This is a genomic window from Bacillus sp. EU52 (assembly GCF_037964975.1).
Classification (GTDB): Bacteria; Bacillota; Bacilli; order Bacillales; family Bacillaceae; genus Bacillus; species Bacillus subtilis.
Genome location: NZ_CP150177.1, coordinates 209,272 through 229,253, shown reverse-complemented (window position 1 = coordinate 229,253; position 19,982 = coordinate 209,272). Strand labels below are relative to the sequence as shown.

General features: G+C 41.6%; 22 protein-coding genes and 2 pseudogenes. 7 read left to right on the top strand and 17 right to left on the bottom strand.

The features are described from left to right. Nucleotides 1-17: 17 nt before the first annotated feature. On the bottom strand, nt 18-266 hold the full coding sequence (locus tag NSU05_RS01295; RefSeq protein ID WP_003234879.1) for a YbeF family protein: 249 nt from the start codon (nt 264-266) through the stop codon (nt 18-20). Between the two features lie 296 nt (nt 267-562). Between NSU05_RS01295 and glpT the strand changes: the two genes are divergently transcribed. Together glpT and NSU05_RS01285 are read left to right on the top strand one after the other, a co-directional pair. Next, entirely contained in the window at nt 563-1,897 is a 1,335-nt protein-coding gene (gene glpT, locus NSU05_RS01290) for a glycerol-3-phosphate transporter (protein ID WP_003246460.1), read from the top strand. A 98-nt stretch (nt 1,898-1,995) separates the two neighbouring features. Next, complete coding sequence (locus NSU05_RS01285) at nt 1,996-2,877, top strand: glycerophosphodiester phosphodiesterase (RefSeq protein WP_003246382.1); 882 nt, start codon at nt 1,996-1,998, stop codon at nt 2,875-2,877. Nucleotides 2,878-2,923: 46 nt separating this feature from the next. Here the strand turns inward: NSU05_RS01285 and NSU05_RS01280 are convergent, their stop codons facing one another. Next, nucleotides 2,924-4,543 carry an APC family permease gene (locus tag NSU05_RS01280; protein ID WP_015715164.1) on the bottom strand — a complete coding sequence of 540 codons (1,620 nt, stop codon included), beginning with the start codon at nt 4,541-4,543 and terminating at the stop codon, nt 2,924-2,926. 268 nt (nt 4,544-4,811) lie between these two features. Between NSU05_RS01280 and NSU05_RS01275 the strand changes: the two genes are divergently transcribed. Beyond that, entirely contained in the window at nt 4,812-5,072 is a 261-nt protein-coding gene (locus tag NSU05_RS01275) for a hypothetical protein (RefSeq protein WP_003234883.1), read from the top strand. Between the two features lie 40 nt (nt 5,073-5,112). Here NSU05_RS01275 and cypC read toward each other — a convergent pair whose 3' ends face one another. After that, nucleotides 5,113-6,366, bottom strand: coding sequence for a fatty-acid peroxygenase (gene cypC / locus NSU05_RS01270; RefSeq protein ID WP_003234884.1), 1,254 nt, complete (start codon nt 6,364-6,366; stop codon nt 5,113-5,115). A gap of 170 nt (nt 6,367-6,536) precedes the next feature. On the opposite strand from cypC, the gene blaOXA reads away from it, so the two are divergent. Beyond that, the gene (blaOXA, locus tag NSU05_RS01265) at nt 6,537-7,340 is read left to right on the top strand and encodes a class D beta-lactamase (RefSeq protein ID WP_003234885.1); all 804 of its coding nucleotides are present in this window, start codon (nt 6,537-6,539) and stop codon (nt 7,338-7,340) included. A 26-nt stretch (nt 7,341-7,366) separates the two neighbouring features. On the opposite strand, the gene NSU05_RS01260 is transcribed toward blaOXA, so the two are convergent. The 4 genes from NSU05_RS01260 to NSU05_RS01245 all read right to left on the bottom strand — a co-directional run bounded on the left by NSU05_RS01260 (nt 7,367) and on the right by NSU05_RS01245 (nt 10,826). Then, nucleotides 7,367-7,558, bottom strand: coding sequence for a DUF5370 family protein (locus tag NSU05_RS01260; protein WP_003234886.1), 192 nt, complete (start codon nt 7,556-7,558; stop codon nt 7,367-7,369). Nucleotides 7,559-7,574: 16 nt separating this feature from the next. Further along, nucleotides 7,575-7,823 (bottom strand): sigma-G-dependent sporulation-specific acid-soluble spore protein CsgA, encoded by a 249-nt coding sequence (gene csgA, locus NSU05_RS01255; RefSeq protein ID WP_024571599.1) that lies wholly within the window; start codon nt 7,821-7,823, stop codon nt 7,575-7,577. Between the two features lie 112 nt (nt 7,824-7,935). Then, nucleotides 7,936-9,324 carry an amino acid permease gene (locus NSU05_RS01250; protein ID WP_015252942.1) on the bottom strand — a complete coding sequence of 463 codons (1,389 nt, stop codon included), beginning with the start codon at nt 9,322-9,324 and terminating at the stop codon, nt 7,936-7,938. Nucleotides 9,325-9,641: 317 nt separating this feature from the next. Beyond that, nucleotides 9,642-10,826, bottom strand: a complete 1,185-nt coding sequence (locus NSU05_RS01245; RefSeq protein ID WP_038428296.1) for a DUF4885 domain-containing protein — start codon at nt 10,824-10,826, stop codon at nt 9,642-9,644. Between the two features lie 131 nt (nt 10,827-10,957). Between NSU05_RS01245 and NSU05_RS01240 the strand changes: the two genes are divergently transcribed. Both NSU05_RS01240 and NSU05_RS01235 read left to right on the top strand, forming a co-directional pair. Beyond that, the gene (locus tag NSU05_RS01240) at nt 10,958-11,815 is read left to right on the top strand and encodes a hypothetical protein (RefSeq protein WP_038428295.1); all 858 of its coding nucleotides are present in this window, start codon (nt 10,958-10,960) and stop codon (nt 11,813-11,815) included. An 85-nt stretch (nt 11,816-11,900) separates the two neighbouring features. Beyond that, nucleotides 11,901-12,671 carry a protein kinase gene (locus NSU05_RS01235; protein WP_042977360.1) on the top strand — a complete coding sequence of 257 codons (771 nt, stop codon included), beginning with the start codon at nt 11,901-11,903 and terminating at the stop codon, nt 12,669-12,671. Here the strand turns inward: NSU05_RS01235 and NSU05_RS01230 are convergent. The 4 genes and pseudogenes from NSU05_RS01230 to NSU05_RS01215 form a co-directional block, all read right to left on the bottom strand. Further along, nucleotides 12,656-12,915, bottom strand: a pseudogene (locus NSU05_RS01230) (hypothetical protein). The gene NSU05_RS01235 and the pseudogene NSU05_RS01230 overlap by 16 nt on opposite strands. A 58-nt stretch (nt 12,916-12,973) precedes the next feature. Further along, nucleotides 12,974-13,960, bottom strand: coding sequence for a two-component system sensor histidine kinase YbdK (gene ybdK, locus NSU05_RS01225; RefSeq protein ID WP_326248761.1), 987 nt, complete (start codon nt 13,958-13,960; stop codon nt 12,974-12,976). After that, nucleotides 13,957-14,628: a two-component system response regulator YbdJ gene (ybdJ, locus tag NSU05_RS01220; RefSeq protein WP_015252948.1), complete on the bottom strand. Its 672-nt coding sequence runs from the start codon at nt 14,626-14,628 to the stop codon at nt 13,957-13,959. The genes ybdK and ybdJ overlap by 4 nt, the downstream gene beginning before the upstream one ends. A 1-nt stretch (nt 14,629) precedes the next feature. After that, nucleotides 14,630-15,607: an alpha/beta hydrolase gene (locus NSU05_RS01215; RefSeq protein ID WP_038428293.1), complete on the bottom strand. Its 978-nt coding sequence runs from the start codon at nt 15,605-15,607 to the stop codon at nt 14,630-14,632. Nucleotides 15,608-15,726: 119 nt separating this feature from the next. Here NSU05_RS01215 and NSU05_RS01210 point away from each other — a divergent pair. Beyond that, nucleotides 15,727-15,882: pseudogene (locus tag NSU05_RS01210) on the top strand (MerR family DNA-binding transcriptional regulator); the annotation flags it as partial. A 106-nt stretch (nt 15,883-15,988) separates the two neighbouring features. Here the strand turns inward: NSU05_RS01210 and NSU05_RS01205 are convergent. From NSU05_RS01205 to NSU05_RS01180, 6 genes are all read right to left on the bottom strand, one after another. After that, on the bottom strand, nt 15,989-16,342 hold the full coding sequence (locus tag NSU05_RS01205) for a hypothetical protein (protein ID WP_029317260.1): 354 nt from the start codon (nt 16,340-16,342) through the stop codon (nt 15,989-15,991). Between the two features lie 207 nt (nt 16,343-16,549). Further along, entirely contained in the window at nt 16,550-17,722 is a 1,173-nt protein-coding gene (locus tag NSU05_RS01200) for an MFS transporter (RefSeq protein WP_038428292.1), read from the bottom strand. 126 nt (nt 17,723-17,848) lie between these two features. Further along, nucleotides 17,849-18,151, bottom strand: coding sequence for a metalloregulator ArsR/SmtB family transcription factor (locus tag NSU05_RS01195; RefSeq protein WP_003234907.1), 303 nt, complete (start codon nt 18,149-18,151; stop codon nt 17,849-17,851). 496 nt (nt 18,152-18,647) lie between these two features. Beyond that, entirely contained in the window at nt 18,648-19,022 is a 375-nt protein-coding gene (locus NSU05_RS01190) for a DUF2294 domain-containing protein (RefSeq protein ID WP_003246482.1), read from the bottom strand. A 57-nt stretch (nt 19,023-19,079) separates the two neighbouring features. After that, a complete protein-coding gene (locus tag NSU05_RS01185) occupies nt 19,080-19,370 on the bottom strand; it encodes a DUF6407 family protein (protein WP_017694954.1) in 291 nt (96 codons plus the stop codon). Between the two features lie 60 nt (nt 19,371-19,430). After that, nucleotides 19,431-19,961 carry a carbonic anhydrase gene (locus tag NSU05_RS01180; protein ID WP_017694953.1) on the bottom strand — a complete coding sequence of 177 codons (531 nt, stop codon included), beginning with the start codon at nt 19,959-19,961 and terminating at the stop codon, nt 19,431-19,433. Between the last annotated feature and the right edge of the window lie 21 nt (nt 19,962-19,982).

Here is a 19,982-nt window from a genome sequence, read left to right as displayed (position 1 = left end):
TAGAAAGTGAGGTCTTTTTAATTTCCTGATTCCTTCCTTTTCCTTACCACAATCAATGTGATATAGGATAAAGCCAGAGAAACCAAGCTATAGACAACAGCCCATCCCAAAAATGATTGATTAAAAATGGTAAAGGTGAGCACAAGAGAAATCACCAAACTAAGCATTGGCATCAGATACGGGTTTTTACAAATACAGGTCCCGACAATCGATAGCAGCATAATTCCTAACGGTAAAATAAAGAATGCGATATCTAATTCATCCATCTTTAAACAGCCTCCCTCCAGATTTTTATGTTACTAGTAAAAAAATATAATTGCATTTAGTAAAAGGATAATATTCACTTCCCTAAGGCCCAATTTGAAAATTACCCGTTTACATTCGCTCCGGACTATGATAATTTAAGAAAGCGCTATCATGATAAGTTAATAGCTTGGATGGAGATGAGGAGAGCCAGGAATCCAACCCCTTTTGACAAGGGGTGTTTTCTGGCTCTTTTTGTTTTTCGGGAAAGGAGGCACGCCACACATCCAGCACAAACAGCAAAGGGGGATAATTATTAATGCTTAATATATTTAAACCGGCTCCTCATATTGAGAGACTGGATGATTCAAAGATGGATGCGGCATACAAACGGCTCAGACTGCAAGTATTCATTGGTATTTTCATTGGCTACGCAGGCTACTACCTGCTGCGGAAAAACTTTGCCTTTGCCATTCCTTATCTGCAGGAACAGGGATTTTCGAAAACAGAACTGGGTTTGGTGCTGGCCGCTGTGTCCATTGCGTACGGCTTCAGCAAATTCATCATGGGAATGGTGTCTGACCGCTGTAATCCGAGATATTTTCTGGCGACAGGCCTATTTTTATCAGCAATCGTTAATATTCTATTCGTTTCAATGCCTTGGGTGACTTCGAGCGTCACCATCATGTTTATTTTTATGTTTATCAACGGATGGTTTCAAGGAATGGGCTGGCCGCCATGCGGCAGGACGATGGCCCATTGGTTCTCCATAAGTGAACGCGGCACAAAAATGTCGATCTGGAATGTCGCCCATAACATAGGCGGCGGTATTCTTGCTCCGCTTGTCACTCTTGGGATCGCGATGTTCGTCACTTGGAAAAGCGTGTTTTTCTTCCCTGCCATCATCGCCATTATCATTTCATTTTTAATTGTTTTATTGGTTCGTGATACGCCTCAATCCTGCGGACTCCCGCCAATTGAAGAGTATCGGAATGACTATCCAAAACACGCTTTTAAAAATCAGGAAAAAGAATTAACAACAAAAGAAATTCTTTTTCAATATGTGCTGAACAACAAATTTCTTTGGTACATCGCTTTTGCCAATGTATTTGTTTATTTCGTGCGATACGGCGTGGTTGACTGGGCGCCTACTTACTTAACAGAAGCCAAAGGCTTTTCTCCTGAAGACTCACGCTGGTCGTATTTTCTTTACGAATACGCAGGCATACCGGGAACGATCTTGTGCGGCTGGATCAGTGACCGATTCTTCAAAAGCCGCCGGGCACCGGCAGGCGTTTTGTTTATGGCGGGTGTTTTCATTGCCGTATTGGTGTACTGGCTGAATCCGGCCGGCAATCCGCTCGTGGACAATATCGCCCTGATCAGCATTGGCTTCTTAATCTACGGACCTGTTATGCTGATCGGCCTTCAAGCAATTGACCTAGCACCGAAAAAAGCAGCCGGAACTGCAGCCGGTTTGACCGGATTTTTCGGATACATCGGCGGATCCGCCTTCGCAAACGCCATTATGGGCTTTGTCGTGGACCGTTTTAACTGGAACGGCGGCTTTATCATGCTGATCTCATCCTGCATTCTTGCCATCGTCTTCTTGGCTTTGACGTGGAATACAGGAAAACGGGCAGAGCATGTTTAAGAAAGACACATAAAAGATTAATAGTTTTCCAACACGCCGTTTACATCCGTTTTTTATTATGAAAGACAGGTAGTGCTTATCTATAAGGAGGAGAAATCATGAGAAAAAATAGAATACTGGCCTTGTTTGTTCTGTCGCTGGGCTTACTCTCATTTATGGTAACGCCAGTGTCGGCAGCGTCAAAAGGAAACCTGCTGTCACCTGACCGTATCCTGACCGTCGCGCACAGAGGGGCTTCTGGATATGTGCCTGAGCACACGATTCTGTCTTACGAAACCGCTCAGAAAATGAAAGCTGATTTTATTGAATTGGATCTGCAAATGACAAAAGACGGAAAATTGATTGTCATGCATGACGAAAAACTGGACCGCACCACAAACGGAATGGGTTGGGTGAAAGACCATACGCTCGCAGACATTAAGAAGCTTGACGCCGGTTCTTGGTTTAATGAAGCCTATCCGGAAAAAGCAAAGCCGCAGTACGTCGGCCTTAAAGTTCCTACATTAGAAGAGGTATTAGACCGTTTCGGAAAGCACGCGAACTACTACATTGAAACAAAATCGCCTGACACCTACCCAGGTATGGAAGAAAAACTGATCGCTTCTTTGCAGAAACATAAATTACTGGGAAAGCATTCTAAGCCAGGCCAGGTGATCATTCAATCGTTCAGCAAAGAAAGCCTGGTAAAAGTCCATCAATTACAGCCAAACCTGCCGACCGTTCAATTGCTGGAAGCCAAACAAATGGCGTCAATGACAGATGCTGCCCTGGAAGAAATCAAAACATACGCTGTCGGTGCGGGCCCGGATTATAAAGCTTTAAATCAAGAAAACGTCCGTATGATCCGCAGCCACGGCCTCCTGCTTCATCCTTACACAGTCAATAATGAAGCTGATATGCATCGCCTGCTTGATTGGGGCGTAACAGGAGTGTTCACCAACTATCCTGATCTTTTCCACAAAGTAAAAAAGGGTTATTAAAAGCAAAAAACCTTGCGACAACTATCGCAAGGTTTTCTTCTATATTTTATTCTTTTCCGGCAGCAGCTTCTGACTGTCCATTAAGCAGCTGAGAATTTATCTCTTTCGCATCCTTTAAGTATTCTGTCTGGTAGCCGCTCTTCAGCGCCCACACATAGAATACAAGGGATACCATCGCAATCAGAACCATATCCCAGCCATAATGAATGACATTCAGGCCGCCGAATTTATCACTGCCCAAATAAGAAATAACCATCATGGCCAGCAGATAAAACACCATCCAGACGCCGGCTTTAAAGTTCCGGCCAAACCCTTTCCATTTCGCCTTCGCCTGATAATAGAAATAAATCGGAAGACCGATCAGGATAATAAACAGAACCTGTCCTGTTAACGGCCAGCGCGCCCAATACAGCACCAGTGACGCAAAGATAAATCCAAGCGGAGCAATCACATTTAAGCCTTTTAAACGAAGAGGCCTGTACAGGTCTTTCCCCGTCCGTCTCAATGTCATCACTGTGATCGGGCCGGTGATATAAGAAATTAACGTAGCAACAGAAATAATTTCCGCTAATACGCCCCATCCTCTGAACAGGAACAAAAAGATGAACGAAACAATCAAGTTAAAGAACATTGCTTGTCGCGGAACGCCGTAAATCGGATGAAGCTTCCCGAATATACTCGGCATGTATTTGTTTTTTTCCATTCCGTAAATCATTCGGGACGTTGTCGCCGTATACGTAATCCCAGTTCCAGACGGTGATACAAATGCATCTGCATATAACACAATAACAAGCCAGTTAATATTCAGCGCAATCGCCAGATCAGCAAAAGGAGAATTAAAATTCAGATGGCTCCAGCCGTGAGCAATATCAGAAGGATTCACCGCTCCGATGAAGGCGATCTGCAGCAGGACATAAATCACTGTCGCAACGAAAAGAGAGCCGACAACCGCAATCGGAATTGATTTCCCCGGATTTTTTGCTTCACCCGCCATATTAATCGGGCTTTGGAAACCGTTAAACGCAAAAACGATACCGGAAGTGGCAACCGCCGTCAGCACACTTGCCCAGCCATTCGGCGCAATGCTTTGACCGCTAGTAAAGTTTTCTCCATGGAATCCGACAAACAGCAAAGCTCCAATCGTAAGACCCGGAATAATAATTTTAAAAATCGTAATTAATGAATTCGCTTTGGAAAATAGATTAACTGTCCAGTAGTTCAGCAGGAAATAAATGAGAAGCAATACAGAGGCAAATGCTAGTCCTTCCCCAGTCAGCGTTCCATTCTTCACCAAACCGCTTGTCCATTTCGCCCATTCCCAAGGCCAAGAACTCATATATTGAACGGAGGCCACCGCTTCAACCGGAATGACGGACACAATCGCAATCCAGTTGGCCCAGCCTGCAATAAAACCGATAAACGAACCGTGTGAATATTGCGTATATTTTACCATTCCCCCAGCTTCAGGGAACATAGATCCTAATTCACTATAAGAAAGAGCAATAAATAAAATGACGACCATTCCAATAACCCACGAAATAATAGCAGCTGGTCCTGCTATTTGGGCCGCACGCCACGCCCCGAACAGCCAGCCTGAGCCAATCATCGACCCGAGCCCGACCATCATGAGGGAAAACGTTCCCATTCTTCGATGCAATTGATTCATATCGTTAACACCTTTCATGTAGGATGACATTTTCTTGCTAATTATATTATTATTCTGATTACTTTACTTTGTCAATATTTATCGAATTTTGACTGAAAATAATAATAAGTCAATGTATATTACCTTCCAATACAGGAATGAAGTCACTAGTTTCTTTCTAAATAGTATTTACTGTAAATTTCAATGATAAAAACACAAGAGGTTTAGCTATAACCAAAACGGGAATGATACAGGAAACACTATTCTTAAAATAGAAAGGAGTATCACCATGAAACAAAAGCTGTTACTTTCAGGTCTCGCTGTTTCAACTGTCGGCATCACTTCTTATCTATTAAAAGACCCGTCAAATCGCCAAAAGGCAAGAGAATTCATTCACAGCATGAAGATGAAAATAACAAAACAGCCAGACATGGAAACGTTCCCAGTCGATAAAGCCGGCCACCCGGACCCGCAAGATATCGAGGACAACAAAATGGTATCTGAAGGCTCCATGTATCCCGTCCAATACTACGATGAAAAAAAGAAGTAATTAAAAAGCTCTCTTCGATAAGGAAGAGAGCTTTTTTGATTTACCTTTTCCGTCTGATTCCGCTCATTACAAAGCCGCTTTCAGGCAATGACGGCATTCTGGCGAGACTGTAATGCAGTGATTGTTCCGGAACGTCGTATTCAATCTGATTGACGAGAAAATCCAGGCTTGCTTTCATGACTTCAATTGTAATGCCTTCCCCTGGACAGCGATGACCTTTCTCGGCGTGTCCCCCGCCTTGAGGAATTAAATCAAACGGATTTTCTTCCCGCTCCGCAAATCGTTCCGGCCGGAATTCATCGGGATGATCCCATAGACGAGGATCGTGATTTGTTCCATACACATCAAGCAATACCGATGTTCCCTTCTTAAACTCACAGTTATTCCATACGAAGTCTTTTTTGACTAGCGCCCCTAAAAACGGGCCGAACGGATAATATCTGCGGACCTCCTGTACAAACATTTCTCTTTCCCGGCTGCTTCCCGACCGCAGCCATTCCTTATACTTCGGATGCTCATGAAGCGCCAAAGCTGAAAACACAAGAAAGTAAGAAATAGCAACAATCGGCCGCAGTACATTAATCAGCTCAATGGCTGCCATGCGGGAATCCAGCTCGCTTCCATCTTCTTGTTTGTGAAACGCCATTTCATGCAGCGCTGTTCCGGGAGTCGTTTTCAGCAAGCCGGCACGAGCATCTTCAATCATGACTTCAATCCACTCTTCCGCACGCGGCCTTGCTCTTCTTCCCTTCCAATGCCGCGGTCCCACAGCACCAAACGCATCGACCATGTCAATGAAGTCATCCGCTCTCTCTTTGACTTCCGTTTCCTTCAGCGGAACACCTGCCCAATAGCACGCTACCCGGCACAGGATTTCTTTTGCTTCTTCAAATAACACAACCTCATCTGCCTTCTCCCATCTTGTGACTGCTGCTTTCCACTCCTCTGTCATCAACTCAGCCAAACGTTTTTGATGCGGCGGTGTCATCAATGACAGAAAAAGCATCTTCCGATGGATATGCGCGCTGCCATCCATCGCCTGAATTGCATTGACGCCAAACAACGTTTTCTGCACCCGCTTAGGCAAAGCGTTCTGCCGCTGGAATCGATCCGTATCATAAAACACCTTCGCCGCCTCAGCGCCAGTCATGCAAATAAAGTTTTTTCCCAACAAACGGGCCTGAAACAGATCTGAATTGTAGCTCTCTGTTCTGTTTTTAATAAATAAATACCCTTCCTTTAGCAGTGTCAGACTGTTATCGAGACTTTTGTCATGTGGAATCTGCTCATTCATCCGCTTACCCTGCCTTCCTTTTTACCCTCTATTTTCACGTTATCTTCCGACTATAAACCCAGTAACAGTATTTGTTTACAAAACCAAATTTAAGCGCTTTTTGATTATTTTTTAAAGGAAGAACAAACGAAAGAGAGAAAAGGTTTAATCAAAACGAAGGGGAGAACAAAATGAAAAAATGGATATATGTTGTGCTTGTGCTGAGTATTGCAGGGATCGGCGGCTTTTCCGTCCACGCAGCATCATCTGCTCATGAAAAACACTTGAATGTCAGCAGAATGAATGTCGATGATGAATTCAAGGATACGGATGGAACCTTCATTCTTCACGATTTACAAAAGGATCAGACATTTGTCTATAACAGAAAACGGGCAAATCAAAGACAAACTCCGCAATCCACCTTTAAAGTCGTGAACGCTTTAATCGGTTTGCAGGTCAAAGCTGTAAGAGATGAATACGATGTTAAACGATGGGACGGGGTCAAGCGTGAATTCGAATCATGGAACCGCGACCATACGCTTGGCTCGGCCATGCGCGAATCCGCAATCTGGTATTATCAGGCATTAGCGAGAGATATCGGCGAGGAAAGAATGAAAACATGGCTTCATACTCTATCTTACGGCAACGAGGATATCAGCGGGGGAATCGACCAGTTTTGGCTGCAAAGCTCGCTCACAATATCTCCGCTGGAACAAGAAACTTTTTTGGAGAAACTGGCTAACGAGGAGCTTCCATTTGACAAGCCGGTAATGAAAACCGTCAAGCGCATGATGATTCAAGAGGAAGGCGATCATTACACGCTCTACGGGAAAACCGGAACTCGCCTGACAGATATGGGATTAGGATGGTTTGTCGGATTCATCAAAACAGAGCATGGCTCTTATGTCTTTGTCACCAATGTCGATGATTCCGGCACAAAAGCCAAAAACATCACCGTGGATATCCTGAAAAAGTATGGCCTGATCACATCCTAAATAAAAGAGCCCTGCACGGCAGGGCTCTAAATCTCATGCTCAAAACAATAATGATTCACAAGCTCTTCAATCAAATCATGATCGGGATATTCCCCGTTAAATTCAAATTCGATTTCTTCCACAAATTCTCCTTGATGGTACACATGGATGGCTCCGTTTTGACGGACAACGCTAAACTCCGGCTGAAATGTATATCCGCTTCGTTCAATTGCTCCCATTTCTTACCCGCCTTTCTCAAAGCAGTAATTCATACACCTCGTTTAATTCCTTGGCCCGTTTTTGATCCTGTTCATTCTGGGCATACTTAATTTCTTTTTCTAATACATGGTTCAAAAAAGACATTTCATTATCATCTAAGTCTTTTACAAATTCCCCTTCATTTGCATAACGCTTCGCCAGCATCTTCTTGCAAATACGCTGGCAGACTTCATTTTCTAGATGATTCGAAAGTGATTCGCGCAAATAACCGAGTGTAACATCCATTTCATGAACACCTTTCCTTCTGCTATCTTTACCCTATAGCTTGCTAAAATAGGGAAAATCCATACGCGAAAAATAAAAAAAGAGACATCCGTGAATGTCTCTTTTTTTATCGTTATTCAGCTGCTTGTTCGCTTTTTGTCAAATTGGCCTGCGTGCGTTTGCCAATCCCAAACACATAATAACTAATGACCACAAGCGCTAAGAAAATTACGCCTACAATCAGGGAGATACGAGTATCATCGTTAAACCACATGCCAACCAGAACCATCAGCAAGAAAGCAATCGTCAAATAGTTTGTAAAAGGAGCAAACGGCATTTTGAATGGATGTTTATCTAATGCAGCGCCCTTCGCTTTTCTGAATCCGATATGGCTGATCAAAATGATAAACCAAGGAATCATCCCTGGGAGCACGCTTGCGCTGTATACATAGACAAAGATCTTCGGCGGAGCGATATAGTTCAGCACAACGCCGACAGCCAAACCGATCAGCACCGCAATTGTGCCATACAGCGGCACACCATTGCGTGAAATCTTCTTAAAGAATTTCGGTGCTTGTCCATTGACACCCAGTGTATACAGCATGCGGCCCGCGCTGAAAATACCGCTGTTACAGCCGGACATTGCAGCAGTAATCACGACAAAGTTAATAATGCCGGCCGCTGCCGTAATTCCGATTTTCGAGAACGTAGACACAAACGGACTTCCGAGTGAGTTGAGCTCATCCCAAGGATACACCGTCACGATCACAAAAATAGCACCAATGTAGAAAATCAAAATACGCCAGATAATACTTTGAATCGCATTTCTTAGCGTGTTTTGCGGGTCCTTCGCTTCACCCGCTGTAATCCCGATCAGCTCAACTCCTTGATAGGCCGCAATGACAAGAGACAGTGCAAAGAAGAAACCTGAGAAACCTCCTGCAAAGAAGCCCCCGTGAGACCACAGGTTCGACAAACCGATCGCATCTCCGCCGTTGCCAAAACCGAAGAAAATAATTCCGATTCCCGCAATAATCATCAAGATAATCGTCACGATTTTAATCATCGCAAACCAAAACTCAAATTCCCCAAACGACTTAACAGAAATTAAATTCGCCGCACCAAGAATCACCATTGCCACGATACCAGGTATCCAAGCAGGCAAATCCGGGAACCAATACTTCATATAAGAACCGACAGCGATAATTTCTGACATGCCGACGATAATCCACTGGAACCAGTTGCTCCATGCTGTTATATAACCTGCCATCGGATGAATATATTGATGGCCGAACGTCGCAAAAGAACCTGTGCTCGGCTCGACATACAGCATTTCACCCATCGCACGCATAATAAAAAAGATAAAAATTCCGCATATTGCATAAGCCAGAAGGACAGATGGGCCAGTCCATGAAATCGTGCTGGCAGAACCCATAAACAAGCCAACACCGATTGTACCGCCCAAGGCGATCATCTGAATATGGCGCGCGCCCAGGCCCCTCTTTAATTCTTTATTTGCCACTCCTCTTCCTCCTCCTAACAAAATACTCATAAATGAGAAAACAGCAGACCTGCTTGCCTTCACATGAATCAGTGATAACAATCAGAAAATTCAAACTTAAAATTGTTATATAATCTCCTAAATTACTTATTTCATCATAATAAATTTCTCTGGAAAATACAATTGTTTTTTTCAGGTAAACACCTTTGTTCAGAGTTTTGAATCGTTCACTTCTTTTAAAATCTTTTATATAAAAATAATAAAATTGTTTGAATATTTAAATTAATATACCCCTTAGATTCTCATAAAAAATAAGCTGTTCTACATGAACAGCTTACTTAATAATTCACACCCGTTTGACGCTTTAATGCTTCAAGCCACCCGGTATCTCCGGTCCCATAGCTCTTGCTTTGTCCCACATCTCTCAGAGATCCATTGCTGTAATCAATTGATAGGATGAAATCTGGAATGGCATTATACCCGGCTTCCGCGATTTTACTGAGCTCTGAACGATAGTAAGATATAGCATAAGAAGCCGTTTGTTTCTGCACTGGATCTTTTTCAAGCTCTTCCTTATATACATCTAATAAGTCACGTCCATCAGGCGTGATATACCGCCCATCAATCACTTCTAAATCCTTCAATTGATAGCCTGTGACTTCGTACATCTCACGAGCTGCCTGATACTTTTGATAGGCCTCTTCGGAAAATTGTGTTGAATCACTGCTTTGGCTTTTCATGATGTGCAAAAATAGTTCTTTGCTGTTGTCTCCAGATTGCAGCACTTGCTCAATTTGCTTGATCAGATCCTGATCGTCTGTCCCGCTCACCCGCACCTGATAGTCAATCGGTGTGATTGTAAACGTCAGCTCTGTCCCCTCTGGAATATAAATATGGTTTCGATTCAACAGCACTTGCAGCTGCTGGTTAACCTGTCCCCGCTGATACACCTTTTCATTCTCAGCTTCCACTTCCCCATGAAATGTGACATTCCGAAACACAGCATCCTGAAGGTTATAGTTTTGCGCCTTCCCTTTGAATAACCATTCTGTTTCATTATCGTAAGCGGCCTGTCTTTCTGCAGCTGACAGATCACTTCTGAAATAAGGAGACTTTGAATTTTGGTACTTATCCTTAATATAGCCTAATGGATCAGACTTTGTTTTATTAATCGCATTCATCCTGCTGTATTTTTCATCTAGTATTTTGATTCTGATATCACTCTCAGATTCATAGGGGTTTTGGGATTGAATCACTGTTTCTTCCCCTGTGTCTGTCACTGTTCGATCATTCGCTGATTGATACACTTTGCTGAATGTCCCGCTGTTTCCCGACACGCTGATTTTAGAATAATTGAACTGATTGATTCCCCTAGTTGAAGATTGTGACTTAAGCCTGCTGTATGCCTTTTCCAGAACTGCCGCTGGATTTTCAGTCGCATTCTCCCGTTTGGCAGGCGCATTCTTGCTCAATATGTTCTGTGCCATCAGCTGAGTGCGGATAAATTGCCGATTCAGACGCATTGAATTCCCTCCCGAGTATTCTCTCTTATTCTTTTTTATCGGCAAATACAATGTATATATTAACCTCAAAAAACATTTATTTACACCTAAATCGTTATTATGTATGATGGAAATAAAAGGAGGTTGTTTGCATGGTGAAAAAATGGCTTATTCCATTCGCTGTTATGCTGTCTGTCTTATTCACCTTTACGTATTCGGCATCAGCTGCCGGAGTCACTGCTATCACAGGAAACAATTCATTTGATACCGCAATGCCGATCGGTTATTGGAAATATAAAAATATCGATACAACAATACTGGAAGCTGGTCAAGATGAAGCCTATTTCACTTTTACGGCTAATAAGGGAGAAAAAGTATACGTGAGGAGTACATACCAGAGCGCGTATACAGGGATGAAAATTGAAATTTATGATAAGAATAGAATACCTGTTTCTCAAGGGACAGAAGTCATTAACCCTAATACGTTTTCTTCTTTTATTTATGCAAATGCAGACGCCCAAAACACGACAGATACCTTTTATGTGAAAGTGTCACGAGGCACCTATACCGGAAACATGTATTTTACACTTTCAATTGAAGACCGAATCAAATCAGGCAGCGGAACGTTCCAATTCAGCGGCGTTGCTGAAAATAAAGGAAATACAACCCTTAGCCCCTCAGGTTCTGACTCCAGCGTGATCAAGGTTGATTTAACAAACCAATCTGGGATACCGCGTGATGCCATTGTAACCAGAGTTCAGACAACCGCCACTCAAACACCAAGCCAGGGAAATACACGGCACCTGATCATGACGAGCGAAAACAACGAATGGCGCCGTGCTCTTGTAAACAGCTCGACTTCAGGGTCTTATGATATCTCTTTGTCAGATCAACTCAGTGTGGCAAAGGTATGGAGTTTTAAATATAATACATTAGCGACAGCCAGATCGACGATGAGCAATGTAAAAGCAAAAATAGATTATGAATACGACGTGACAAAGCAGTTTTAACTTATACCGAGCCGGTTATCCGGCTCTTTTTTATTCTCCGTCTAGAAGGTAAACTATAGTCAGTACAACCAAGGGAAGTGCAGACATGGCATTAAAACTTCTAAAAAAACTGCTATTTGACCGCCCTCTAAAGAACGGCGTTATCTTAAATCATCAATACAAAATCGAAGAGTGCCTCGGTATGGGAGGCTACGGTTTGGTTTATTTGTGCACCGATATCCTAACTCAAACACCTTATGTCTTAAAACAGCTTCGGCCGACAAAAGCGAAAAAGGAAAAAGAAAAAGTCCGGTTCCAGCAGGAAATAAAACTGCTCAATAGCATTCACCACCCGCAAATTCCGGGCTTCATAGATGAGTTCATCATAGACGGACAGGCTTATTATGTCATGCAGTTCATTGAGGGAGAGAATATAGAAGAATTATTATTTTTTCGAAAACAGCCGTTCACAGAGCTTATGGCGTTACAACTGATTTCGCAGCTGCTTGAGATTATAGAATACCTGCATGATCGCCTTATCTTCCACAGCGACATCAGAACGCCTAATATCATCATCAATGACGGCAGGCTCTGCCTCATCGATTTCGGCCTTGCCAAACAATTGACTCCTGAAGAAATGGAGGAAATAAAGGTACGAAAACAGGATGACTTCTTCGATCTCGGAGAAACGCTGTTATTCCTGCTGTACTCTCAATATAAAGGAAAAAAGAAGAAAAACGGCACTTGGCTGGAGGAATTAACACTGACAAAGGAAGTAACCCTGCTGCTGAAAAGATTATTGGGCATTGATGAGGAGTATCAGCACACCGCTTCCATTCGCGAGGATCTAAACCGGGCCATTCAATCGGTCACATAAAAAAACCCTTGTCCCAAAAGCGGAACAAGAACTTTTTTGGATTAACTGCTGCTGTAGCTCCGGCGTTTGTAACGATGACTGCCGCCATAACGGTCGTAGTGTCTTCTTTTGCCCGAGCTGCTGTAGCTGCGATAATGTCTGCGCCGGCTGCTGCTGTAATGCCGGTGTCTGCGATATCGGTCACTAGAACTGCTTGAGAGGTACTTAATCGTTTTGATGATTTTTTTAAACATATGCTGTTCACCCCATTTCTTTCTCCCTATTATATAAATTTTATAGGAGAAAGAAAAACATCAGCGGGGTCACTCTTTTGAAAACAAGAACCCCGTTCCGCTATCATTTGTATGCAGCTCATAAGTAATCGCAAGCAGCCTGCATGTATCCTCAATAATCTTTAACCCAAGTCCCTCACTGCTCTCATTCCGATCAAATCCAATACCGTCATCACGAATAAAAACATTGTCATGTTCAATCGTGACTTCCATCTTTTCAGCTTTTGAATGCTTTAACGTATTTTGAAAAATATTATCAAACAGCCTTTGCATCCATAACGCGTTGCTCATCCATATCACATCTTGATCTGCCGCCTTATAGTGCAGCTCAATCCCACTCATACTGTATAAATAATCCCACTTTTTCACCGCTGTTTCTAATAGCTCGTTTAGACGCACTTCTTCATTTACAATATAAGAGCTTTCCAGCGTCTCAGCGGAATATAGATTGAATTCATTGGTTAATTCCGAGATATATTCGATTTGCTGATACAATGATTCGAATACAGCCTGACCATGACATTGGTCTTCCAAATAAAATAACTGCAGCCTGAGAGCCGTTAAAGGTGTATTAATGTCATGCCGCAGTTTTTGCAAAAGCTCCTTTTTGATTTCCTCTTGCTGTCTCAGCTCCAGTTCACGATATGTCGTCCGTTCAATTAACAAATTGACCGACTTGATCAGTTCCCCGATTTCATCAGCACGCTTCACTTCAATTTTATCGGGCACCCTTTGATCACTCGCCAAATGCCGAATGGTTTGATTTAATAGATTGATTTTATGCAACAGAGAATGAATCGACTTTGAAAATAAAAAAGCTAACAATAAGAGCGATATCAAAAATACAACAATCATTGCCGGGTACGCAAACGACCTGTGAAAGGGCGTACCATGATTCATCGGTTTAAACATGCTGTCATAAATCACCGACATCAAAACACTTACCGCCAGCAATAGCATCGGAACACTAATGACTGCCGTAAACAATAACAACTGATATTTTGTCTTGAGCTTCATTTCTTGACAACGGTATTCAGCCGATACCCTTCTCCATATATATTTTCAATCATCTCACCCGCTTGATCATTGATTTTAGCTCTAATTTTTTTAATATGCACATTGACAATATTCGGGTTTCTATCTTCGAGCTGCCATAGATATTCAAAGAAATGTTCCTTTGTCAGGATACTGTCTCTATTTTCATATAAATAAAAGAAAATTTTCCGCTCAATCGCAGTAAATAATACCTCATCATGCAGGCTTTCATTGAACACTTTTTTCGTTACCGCATCAATATACAAATGTTTGATTTGCGTAAAGGTCCCATAATGATGCTCAAGCATATTCCGCATTCTTAATAGCAGCTCTCTCGGATCAAAGGGCTTTACCATATAATCCTCGCCGATCTGCAAACCTTGAAGCTTGCTGTCCATATCATTACGGGCCGAAAGAAAAATTACCGGAATGCCCAGCCCCAGCTCTTTGATTTTTGCAGACATTTGATACCCGTCTTCACCCGGCAGCATCACATCCATAATGACCAAATCCACCTTCTGAATCACCGAAAGCACATCCGCTCCATCTGTTTTCCATATCACACGATATCCTTCACGCTGCAAAATCTTTTGCAGCAATTCACCAATCATCACATCGTCTTCCACGATTAAAATATGATATCCCTTCATCCTAGCGAACCTTTCTCATAAACTCCATGGACAGTTTATATATTTGATCAGGCTGATATAAATAAATACTGTGTGTTCCCCTCAGTTCCTTTATATCGGCAGTATTGAATTGAGCCGCAAACGCTTCATAGTCTTTTCGGTTTTGTATAGCATACTTTGAATGTCTATTTTGGTCAGAGACCGCATCTAAAATCAAGACGGGAGTTTCCTTTGGCGCCGGCAGATTCACAGATTTGCTGCCGTTTTGGTAAGACTGTAAAAGCTCATGCTCCATATCTGCATTAAAAAATTGCTTAAAGTTAATGGCTTTATAGATTTCTTTTTCTTCATCAGTTAAAAACGACTGCCGTATCACCTCAGGATTATATACAGCGGAAGGCATAAACCGATGAAAACCAATCGAGGTTAACAGGTGGAACCCTCTCACTTTCAACCTGTCAACTCCGCTCAATTTATACGTGACGTACTGCTGGGGCAATCCAATATCCATCGCAATAATGGCCTTGATTTCCTTAGGATATTTCTGTGCCCAATACATCGCTTCAATCCCGGATATCGAATGAGGCATTAAAATATAAGGAGGCTTATTTCCGCTTTTCATAAGCGCTTTCCTCGTCTGTTCCAATACCGTATCAATATCTCTGTCATCGTGAGACACTTCACTGTATCCATAACCTGCCCGATCTACAACAGCAATCTTATTTTCTTTTGAAAACTTGCTGTACAGCCCCTTCATTTCATAAGCAGGCGCAGCAATCCCCGAACCAGACATAAACACAAACGTATCCTTCCCGCTTCCCTCTTGATACACATTCATCTTTTTACCATCAACATCGACTACTGTGCCTTTTTCTTTAAGGAGTGCCGCCTCCTTATTTAGCTGGAAATGGTGATAAATAAATACCGAGACGGATACAAGCAAAACCAAAGCAGCCAAGCTGACAAAAACAATTTTGAGGACTTTCCATAATGTTTTCATATGATGCTCCTTTCACTTGATACTGAAAGGATACAATATGAAAATAAATTTCTGATTAACTTTGGAACAGTTTTTTTCACATTTGACTTTGCCCTTACGGAAAGGTGTACATTTGGAGCATGGAGGTGATCACTCGGCTATCGATCAGCGAATTTTCAAAGATATGCAAAGTATCAACAAAAACACTGCGATACTATGATGAAATCGGACTCATCCACCCAGAAGACATTAATCCTGAAATCGGAAGGTCTATCCGCAAAGTCCGAGAATTTCTTATACGCAGCCTTCTCCAACCGAGAACGACATTGAGAAGGCTACCGCTAATATCAATCTTTCACAAAACATAATTCAGGGGTATTTAATCTATTTATTCCTATTTATTCACACAACAAAGTCACCACAAAGCTTTTTCTCTTCTTCCTGCTCGATAAACAGATAATTTTCAGGACGGCCCAAAACAGAAAAAAGTGCCAAAAGCAACTTCCAACCTCGAAGCGGACTTCCGCATCTAAACTTCAACACTTCTCCTTCCGCTAAAGTAAACCTCAAAGTTGGGCTTGTACACCAAGCAATCTTCACTTGAATAACATGCTCACCAGGCGGTAAATCAATTCGCAGCCTTCCTCCATCTTTGATAGTTCCCATCTCAGCCCCATCAATTAGCACTGAATACTCTCTCATTTTGTTGATGTACTGCGATGTCCTGCTCATTTCAATGTACGTCTTTTGATTCACGATGACACATCCTCAAAGTAATGATCTTACAGGCGAGAAGCGCTAGAACCCTTCTGCCATACCGTTATTTCCCTTCCTAGTATATTATAACTTGCTGTGCTTCTGCTCTCCGTCGGCAAAAATCCCTTTCAGCTTCAGTGTGCCTTCTACTTGAGCCTATAAAAAAACACCCGCTTGTATAACGAGCGGATGTTAGATCTTTCGAAATTATTGATTGATATCTTTTAGCGCTTGTTTCGGTTGCGAATTGAAAATCAGCAATGATGCAATAATGGCAATCATAACCCCTAACGCACCAACCCAGGTAATCGAGGCCAATGATACGTTTTCCACAAAAACCCCTCCTATACCTGCGCCGACCGCCATGGCGAATTGCATCATTGACTGATTCATGCTAAGCAAAACACCTGACATTTCCGGTTCTATTGTAGCCAGGTGAAATTGCTGTGTCGGACCGGTGGACCATGCGGCAAACGACCATAATATGAGAATCACCAACACTCCGATATAGGAATGAGTGACAAGTGACAGAAGAATCAGTGTGACGATATGCAACGTCATCCCGCCAACGAGTGTAAAGGGCACTCCCCATTTATCGGTGCTATATCCCCCAAACTTTGATCCAACCAAACTGGCAATTCCAAATATAAGCAAAACACCGCTAAGCAAGTTGCCGTTTATACCTGAGATGTTCAAGAGATACGGTGACAAATAAGTGTAAGCAACAGAATATCCCCCGAGCCAGAAGAAAGTGATTGATAATCCCATAGCCACTTTCCGTTTTTTGAAAAGAGCAAGCTGTTGAAGCAAAGGCACAGGCTTATCCCCTTCAGTATGCGGAAGAGTAAAGAAAATAACGACCATTGCGATCAATCCCAACAAAGCAATGGCTCCAAATACAGACTTCCAGCCTAATGCTACTGCTATCATTCTTCCAAGCGGAACACCAATGATTAAAGAAGCGGTAAATCCCATCACGACCGTAGCGATGGCACTTCCCTGCTTCCCTTCCGATGCAATCTTAGCGGCAATCGTTAATGCGGTGACAACCACCACACCTGCTCCCATCGCCATAATGATCCGCGCTGCAATAAACCATCCATAACCAGGCAATACAAAAGCCAGGACATTACCGAACACAAACAAACCTAGGGCATACATCATCAATTTGCGTCTATCCATACTTGCTGTCAACGCCATAAGTACGGGTGTAGAAAGAGCATATACAAGTGAAAAAATGGTAATAAACTGGCCCGCGGCAGCTAAAGTGATCCCGAGAGTATGAGCAATTTGATCCAAAATTCCGGAAATGATGTACTCTGAGGTTCCAACTAAAAAGCTGACAATGGCTAAAATATAAATTTTCCAAGTGTTAGACATAAAACATTCACTCCTTAATTATTAATAAACATATCACGAATTATCGATATGTTATTATAAAAAATAAACACATCGTAATATGTCGATATGTATGGTGTAAAAATAAACATCTTTTGATGTTTATTTTTATATCTCTGTTTTAAGAAAGTCAGCAAGTTTCCCAATGGCTTCTTCATCTCTTTTGTAATATGTGTACTTTCCAATACGCTCCGCCTTAATCAAGCCGGCTCTTAAAAGGATGGTAAGATATTGAGAAGCTGTCGATTGCGTCATTTTCAATTTGTCTGTTATTTGACTGACACATACCCCGATTGTGTTCATATCAATCCCTTCATGGGGTGCAAAATGACGATCGGGCTCCTTCAGCCATTGTAAAATTTGCAGCCTTGATTCATTTGATAAGGCTTTGAATACTTCAATTGGTTCCATATCGATTATTATATCGTTATATTTCGATATGTCAATCCGTTTTTTGGATATATTTAATTAAAGGTTTATCTCTGACTAATTCCGTGAAATGAAACTGAAGACAGCATATCAATTTTGTTCACCGCTTAAATTTATCATCAAGCTTTACGAAATTGGTCTCATAATCATTTCACAAAACACTTGGGTGAACCTGGAAGGTGACAAGGATGTTTTCAATTAAAGTGAATTTAATATTGTTCAAGTGACTAATCACCAGCATCAAATTCATGTATTTAAAATAGATGTAAAAAAACATCCGCTCATAACAACAGCGGATGTTAGATCTTTCGACAGGAATAACACAACAGTGTACTATGAATTGATATCTCTTTATGTCCGCTTAGGATATGAATAAAAGTTATCAATGATACCATAATTGTAAAACAAAAGAATCGGCAGTTCTTTATGTTCAATTCACAACAAATTCCATACCGTCTTAACATTTATTTTCTTTAGATTATAAGATCTTTTCCAAATTTTTCTCTAGATCATTACATAATTTAAATACCATCACTCGTTCACCTGTCCGGGAGCTTAAATCAGTATGAAAACTTTTCACTTTTTCTCCGGTTATTTTTAAGATAATATCCTTAAGGCCTTCTATACCTGATTCAACTAACTCCGAACGAGTTTGTTTGATAGATAACATACCCTCTTTTGATCCACAAACTACATATTCGGCTGGTGTTAAAATCCCTTTTAAATTGACGATGATCATGTCCCGCAGTATATCAGTCTTAACAGATACAGACCCCCGCCCAAGATAATCCTTCTCCCATTGAGTAATGGACTTACTGATCTCTGATTCAATAGAACCCTTAGACTTTTTCATATCTAATACATCTCCTGAGCAAAAAAATTGGCATATTCTATTTGTGATTTCGTCTCATTAATATTCTCTTACAACATATCCTTCATATACACCTTCAATATCCAAATCAGTTTTACCGTTTCTTGTGACCACTATCATTTTGGATAACATATTTTCTTCCATCATAGAGTGGACATGCAAAAATCGAACATTTCCTGAATGGGTTTCCTCAACTTCTTCATAAGACTTTAGATGATAAAAATCAATTGCTTTTCTAATTAGTTTTTTCATAAATTCCATATTTTCACGATCAAACGAGTTCATGTCCTCTATTGTTTTCGTGACAAAATCAGTTAAATTAGCGCTCATACAATCTCCTTAGAACTGCTTTCTCCATATATGGGTGCGTTTAGAAGTTGAACCTGTATTTCATCGTGACAAGCAATGATCAGGTATGGCTTGACCTGTTTTAGCATCAGGACCCTCCGCGATTGAGGGTTTTCCATCCTTATGATGAACGAATAAACCTCTAACTTTAACATATGACGGCACTAGGGGATGATGTCGAATCATATCAACACTTTTTTCAATGGTGTCACTGCTATTTTCATTTAGCCATTCATCGACCGTACCACCTAAAAATTCAGGCTTGCAATTTTGAAAAAGATAATCCAATGTTTGTATTTTATCTTTCATTGTTTCAAGTTGAGTTAGTCCATTACCTGCGGAAGTCTTCTTATCTTTTGTTCCTACTACAAAAATCTCCTCAACATCTTCCTGGTAAATCGCAAAAATAACAGACCTCATGATTTCTCCATAAGGATGTGAAATACCGGCACCATAGCTTTGTATAGTCAACATATTCTCTGCAGAAGTGTTAGTCGCTTCTTGTAAAATAGGCTCCAAACCGTTTTCAATATCCGTCAAAAATAATACTTTTTTATTTTGGTTTACATTCATACAGCACACCTCTTCCTTATG

What these genes read in the sequence shown, in the direction of transcription:
- NSU05_RS01295 (WP_003234879.1), bottom strand. Translation starts at nt 266, where the DNA reads ATGGATGAATTAGATATCGCATTCTTTATTTTACCGTTAGGAATTATG.
- glpT (WP_003246460.1), top strand. Translation starts at nt 563, where the DNA reads ATGCTTAATATATTTAAACCGGCTCCTCATATTGAGAGACTGGATGAT.
- NSU05_RS01285 (WP_003246382.1), top strand. Translation starts at nt 1,996, where the DNA reads ATGAGAAAAAATAGAATACTGGCCTTGTTTGTTCTGTCGCTGGGCTTA.
- NSU05_RS01280 (WP_015715164.1), bottom strand. Translation starts at nt 4,543, where the DNA reads ATGAATCAATTGCATCGAAGAATGGGAACGTTTTCCCTCATGATGGTC.
- NSU05_RS01275 (WP_003234883.1), top strand. Translation starts at nt 4,812, where the DNA reads ATGAAACAAAAGCTGTTACTTTCAGGTCTCGCTGTTTCAACTGTCGGC.
- cypC (WP_003234884.1), bottom strand. Translation starts at nt 6,366, where the DNA reads ATGAATGAGCAGATTCCACATGACAAAAGTCTCGATAACAGTCTGACA.
- blaOXA (WP_003234885.1), top strand. Translation starts at nt 6,537, where the DNA reads ATGAAAAAATGGATATATGTTGTGCTTGTGCTGAGTATTGCAGGGATC.
- NSU05_RS01260 (WP_003234886.1), bottom strand. Translation starts at nt 7,558, where the DNA reads ATGGGAGCAATTGAACGAAGCGGATATACATTTCAGCCGGAGTTTAGC.
- csgA (WP_024571599.1), bottom strand. Translation starts at nt 7,823, where the DNA reads ATGGATGTTACACTCGGTTATTTGCGCGAATCACTTTCGAATCATCTA.
- NSU05_RS01245 (WP_038428296.1), bottom strand. Translation starts at nt 10,826, where the DNA reads ATGCGTCTGAATCGGCAATTTATCCGCACTCAGCTGATGGCACAGAAC.
- NSU05_RS01240 (WP_038428295.1), top strand. Translation starts at nt 10,958, where the DNA reads ATGGTGAAAAAATGGCTTATTCCATTCGCTGTTATGCTGTCTGTCTTA.
- NSU05_RS01235 (WP_042977360.1), top strand. Translation starts at nt 11,901, where the DNA reads ATGGCATTAAAACTTCTAAAAAAACTGCTATTTGACCGCCCTCTAAAG.
- ybdK (WP_326248761.1), bottom strand. Translation starts at nt 13,960, where the DNA reads ATGAAGCTCAAGACAAAATATCAGTTGTTATTGTTTACGGCAGTCATT.
- ybdJ (WP_015252948.1), bottom strand. Translation starts at nt 14,628, where the DNA reads ATGAAGGGATATCATATTTTAATCGTGGAAGACGATGTGATGATTGGT.
- NSU05_RS01215 (WP_038428293.1), bottom strand. Translation starts at nt 15,607, where the DNA reads ATGAAAACATTATGGAAAGTCCTCAAAATTGTTTTTGTCAGCTTGGCT.
- NSU05_RS01200 (WP_038428292.1), bottom strand. Translation starts at nt 17,722, where the DNA reads ATGTCTAACACTTGGAAAATTTATATTTTAGCCATTGTCAGCTTTTTA.
- NSU05_RS01195 (WP_003234907.1), bottom strand. Translation starts at nt 18,151, where the DNA reads ATGGAACCAATTGAAGTATTCAAAGCCTTATCAAATGAATCAAGGCTG.
- NSU05_RS01190 (WP_003246482.1), bottom strand. Translation starts at nt 19,022, where the DNA reads ATGAAAAAGTCTAAGGGTTCTATTGAATCAGAGATCAGTAAGTCCATT.
- NSU05_RS01185 (WP_017694954.1), bottom strand. Translation starts at nt 19,370, where the DNA reads ATGAGCGCTAATTTAACTGATTTTGTCACGAAAACAATAGAGGACATG.
- NSU05_RS01180 (WP_017694953.1), bottom strand. Translation starts at nt 19,961, where the DNA reads ATGAATGTAAACCAAAATAAAAAAGTATTATTTTTGACGGATATTGAA.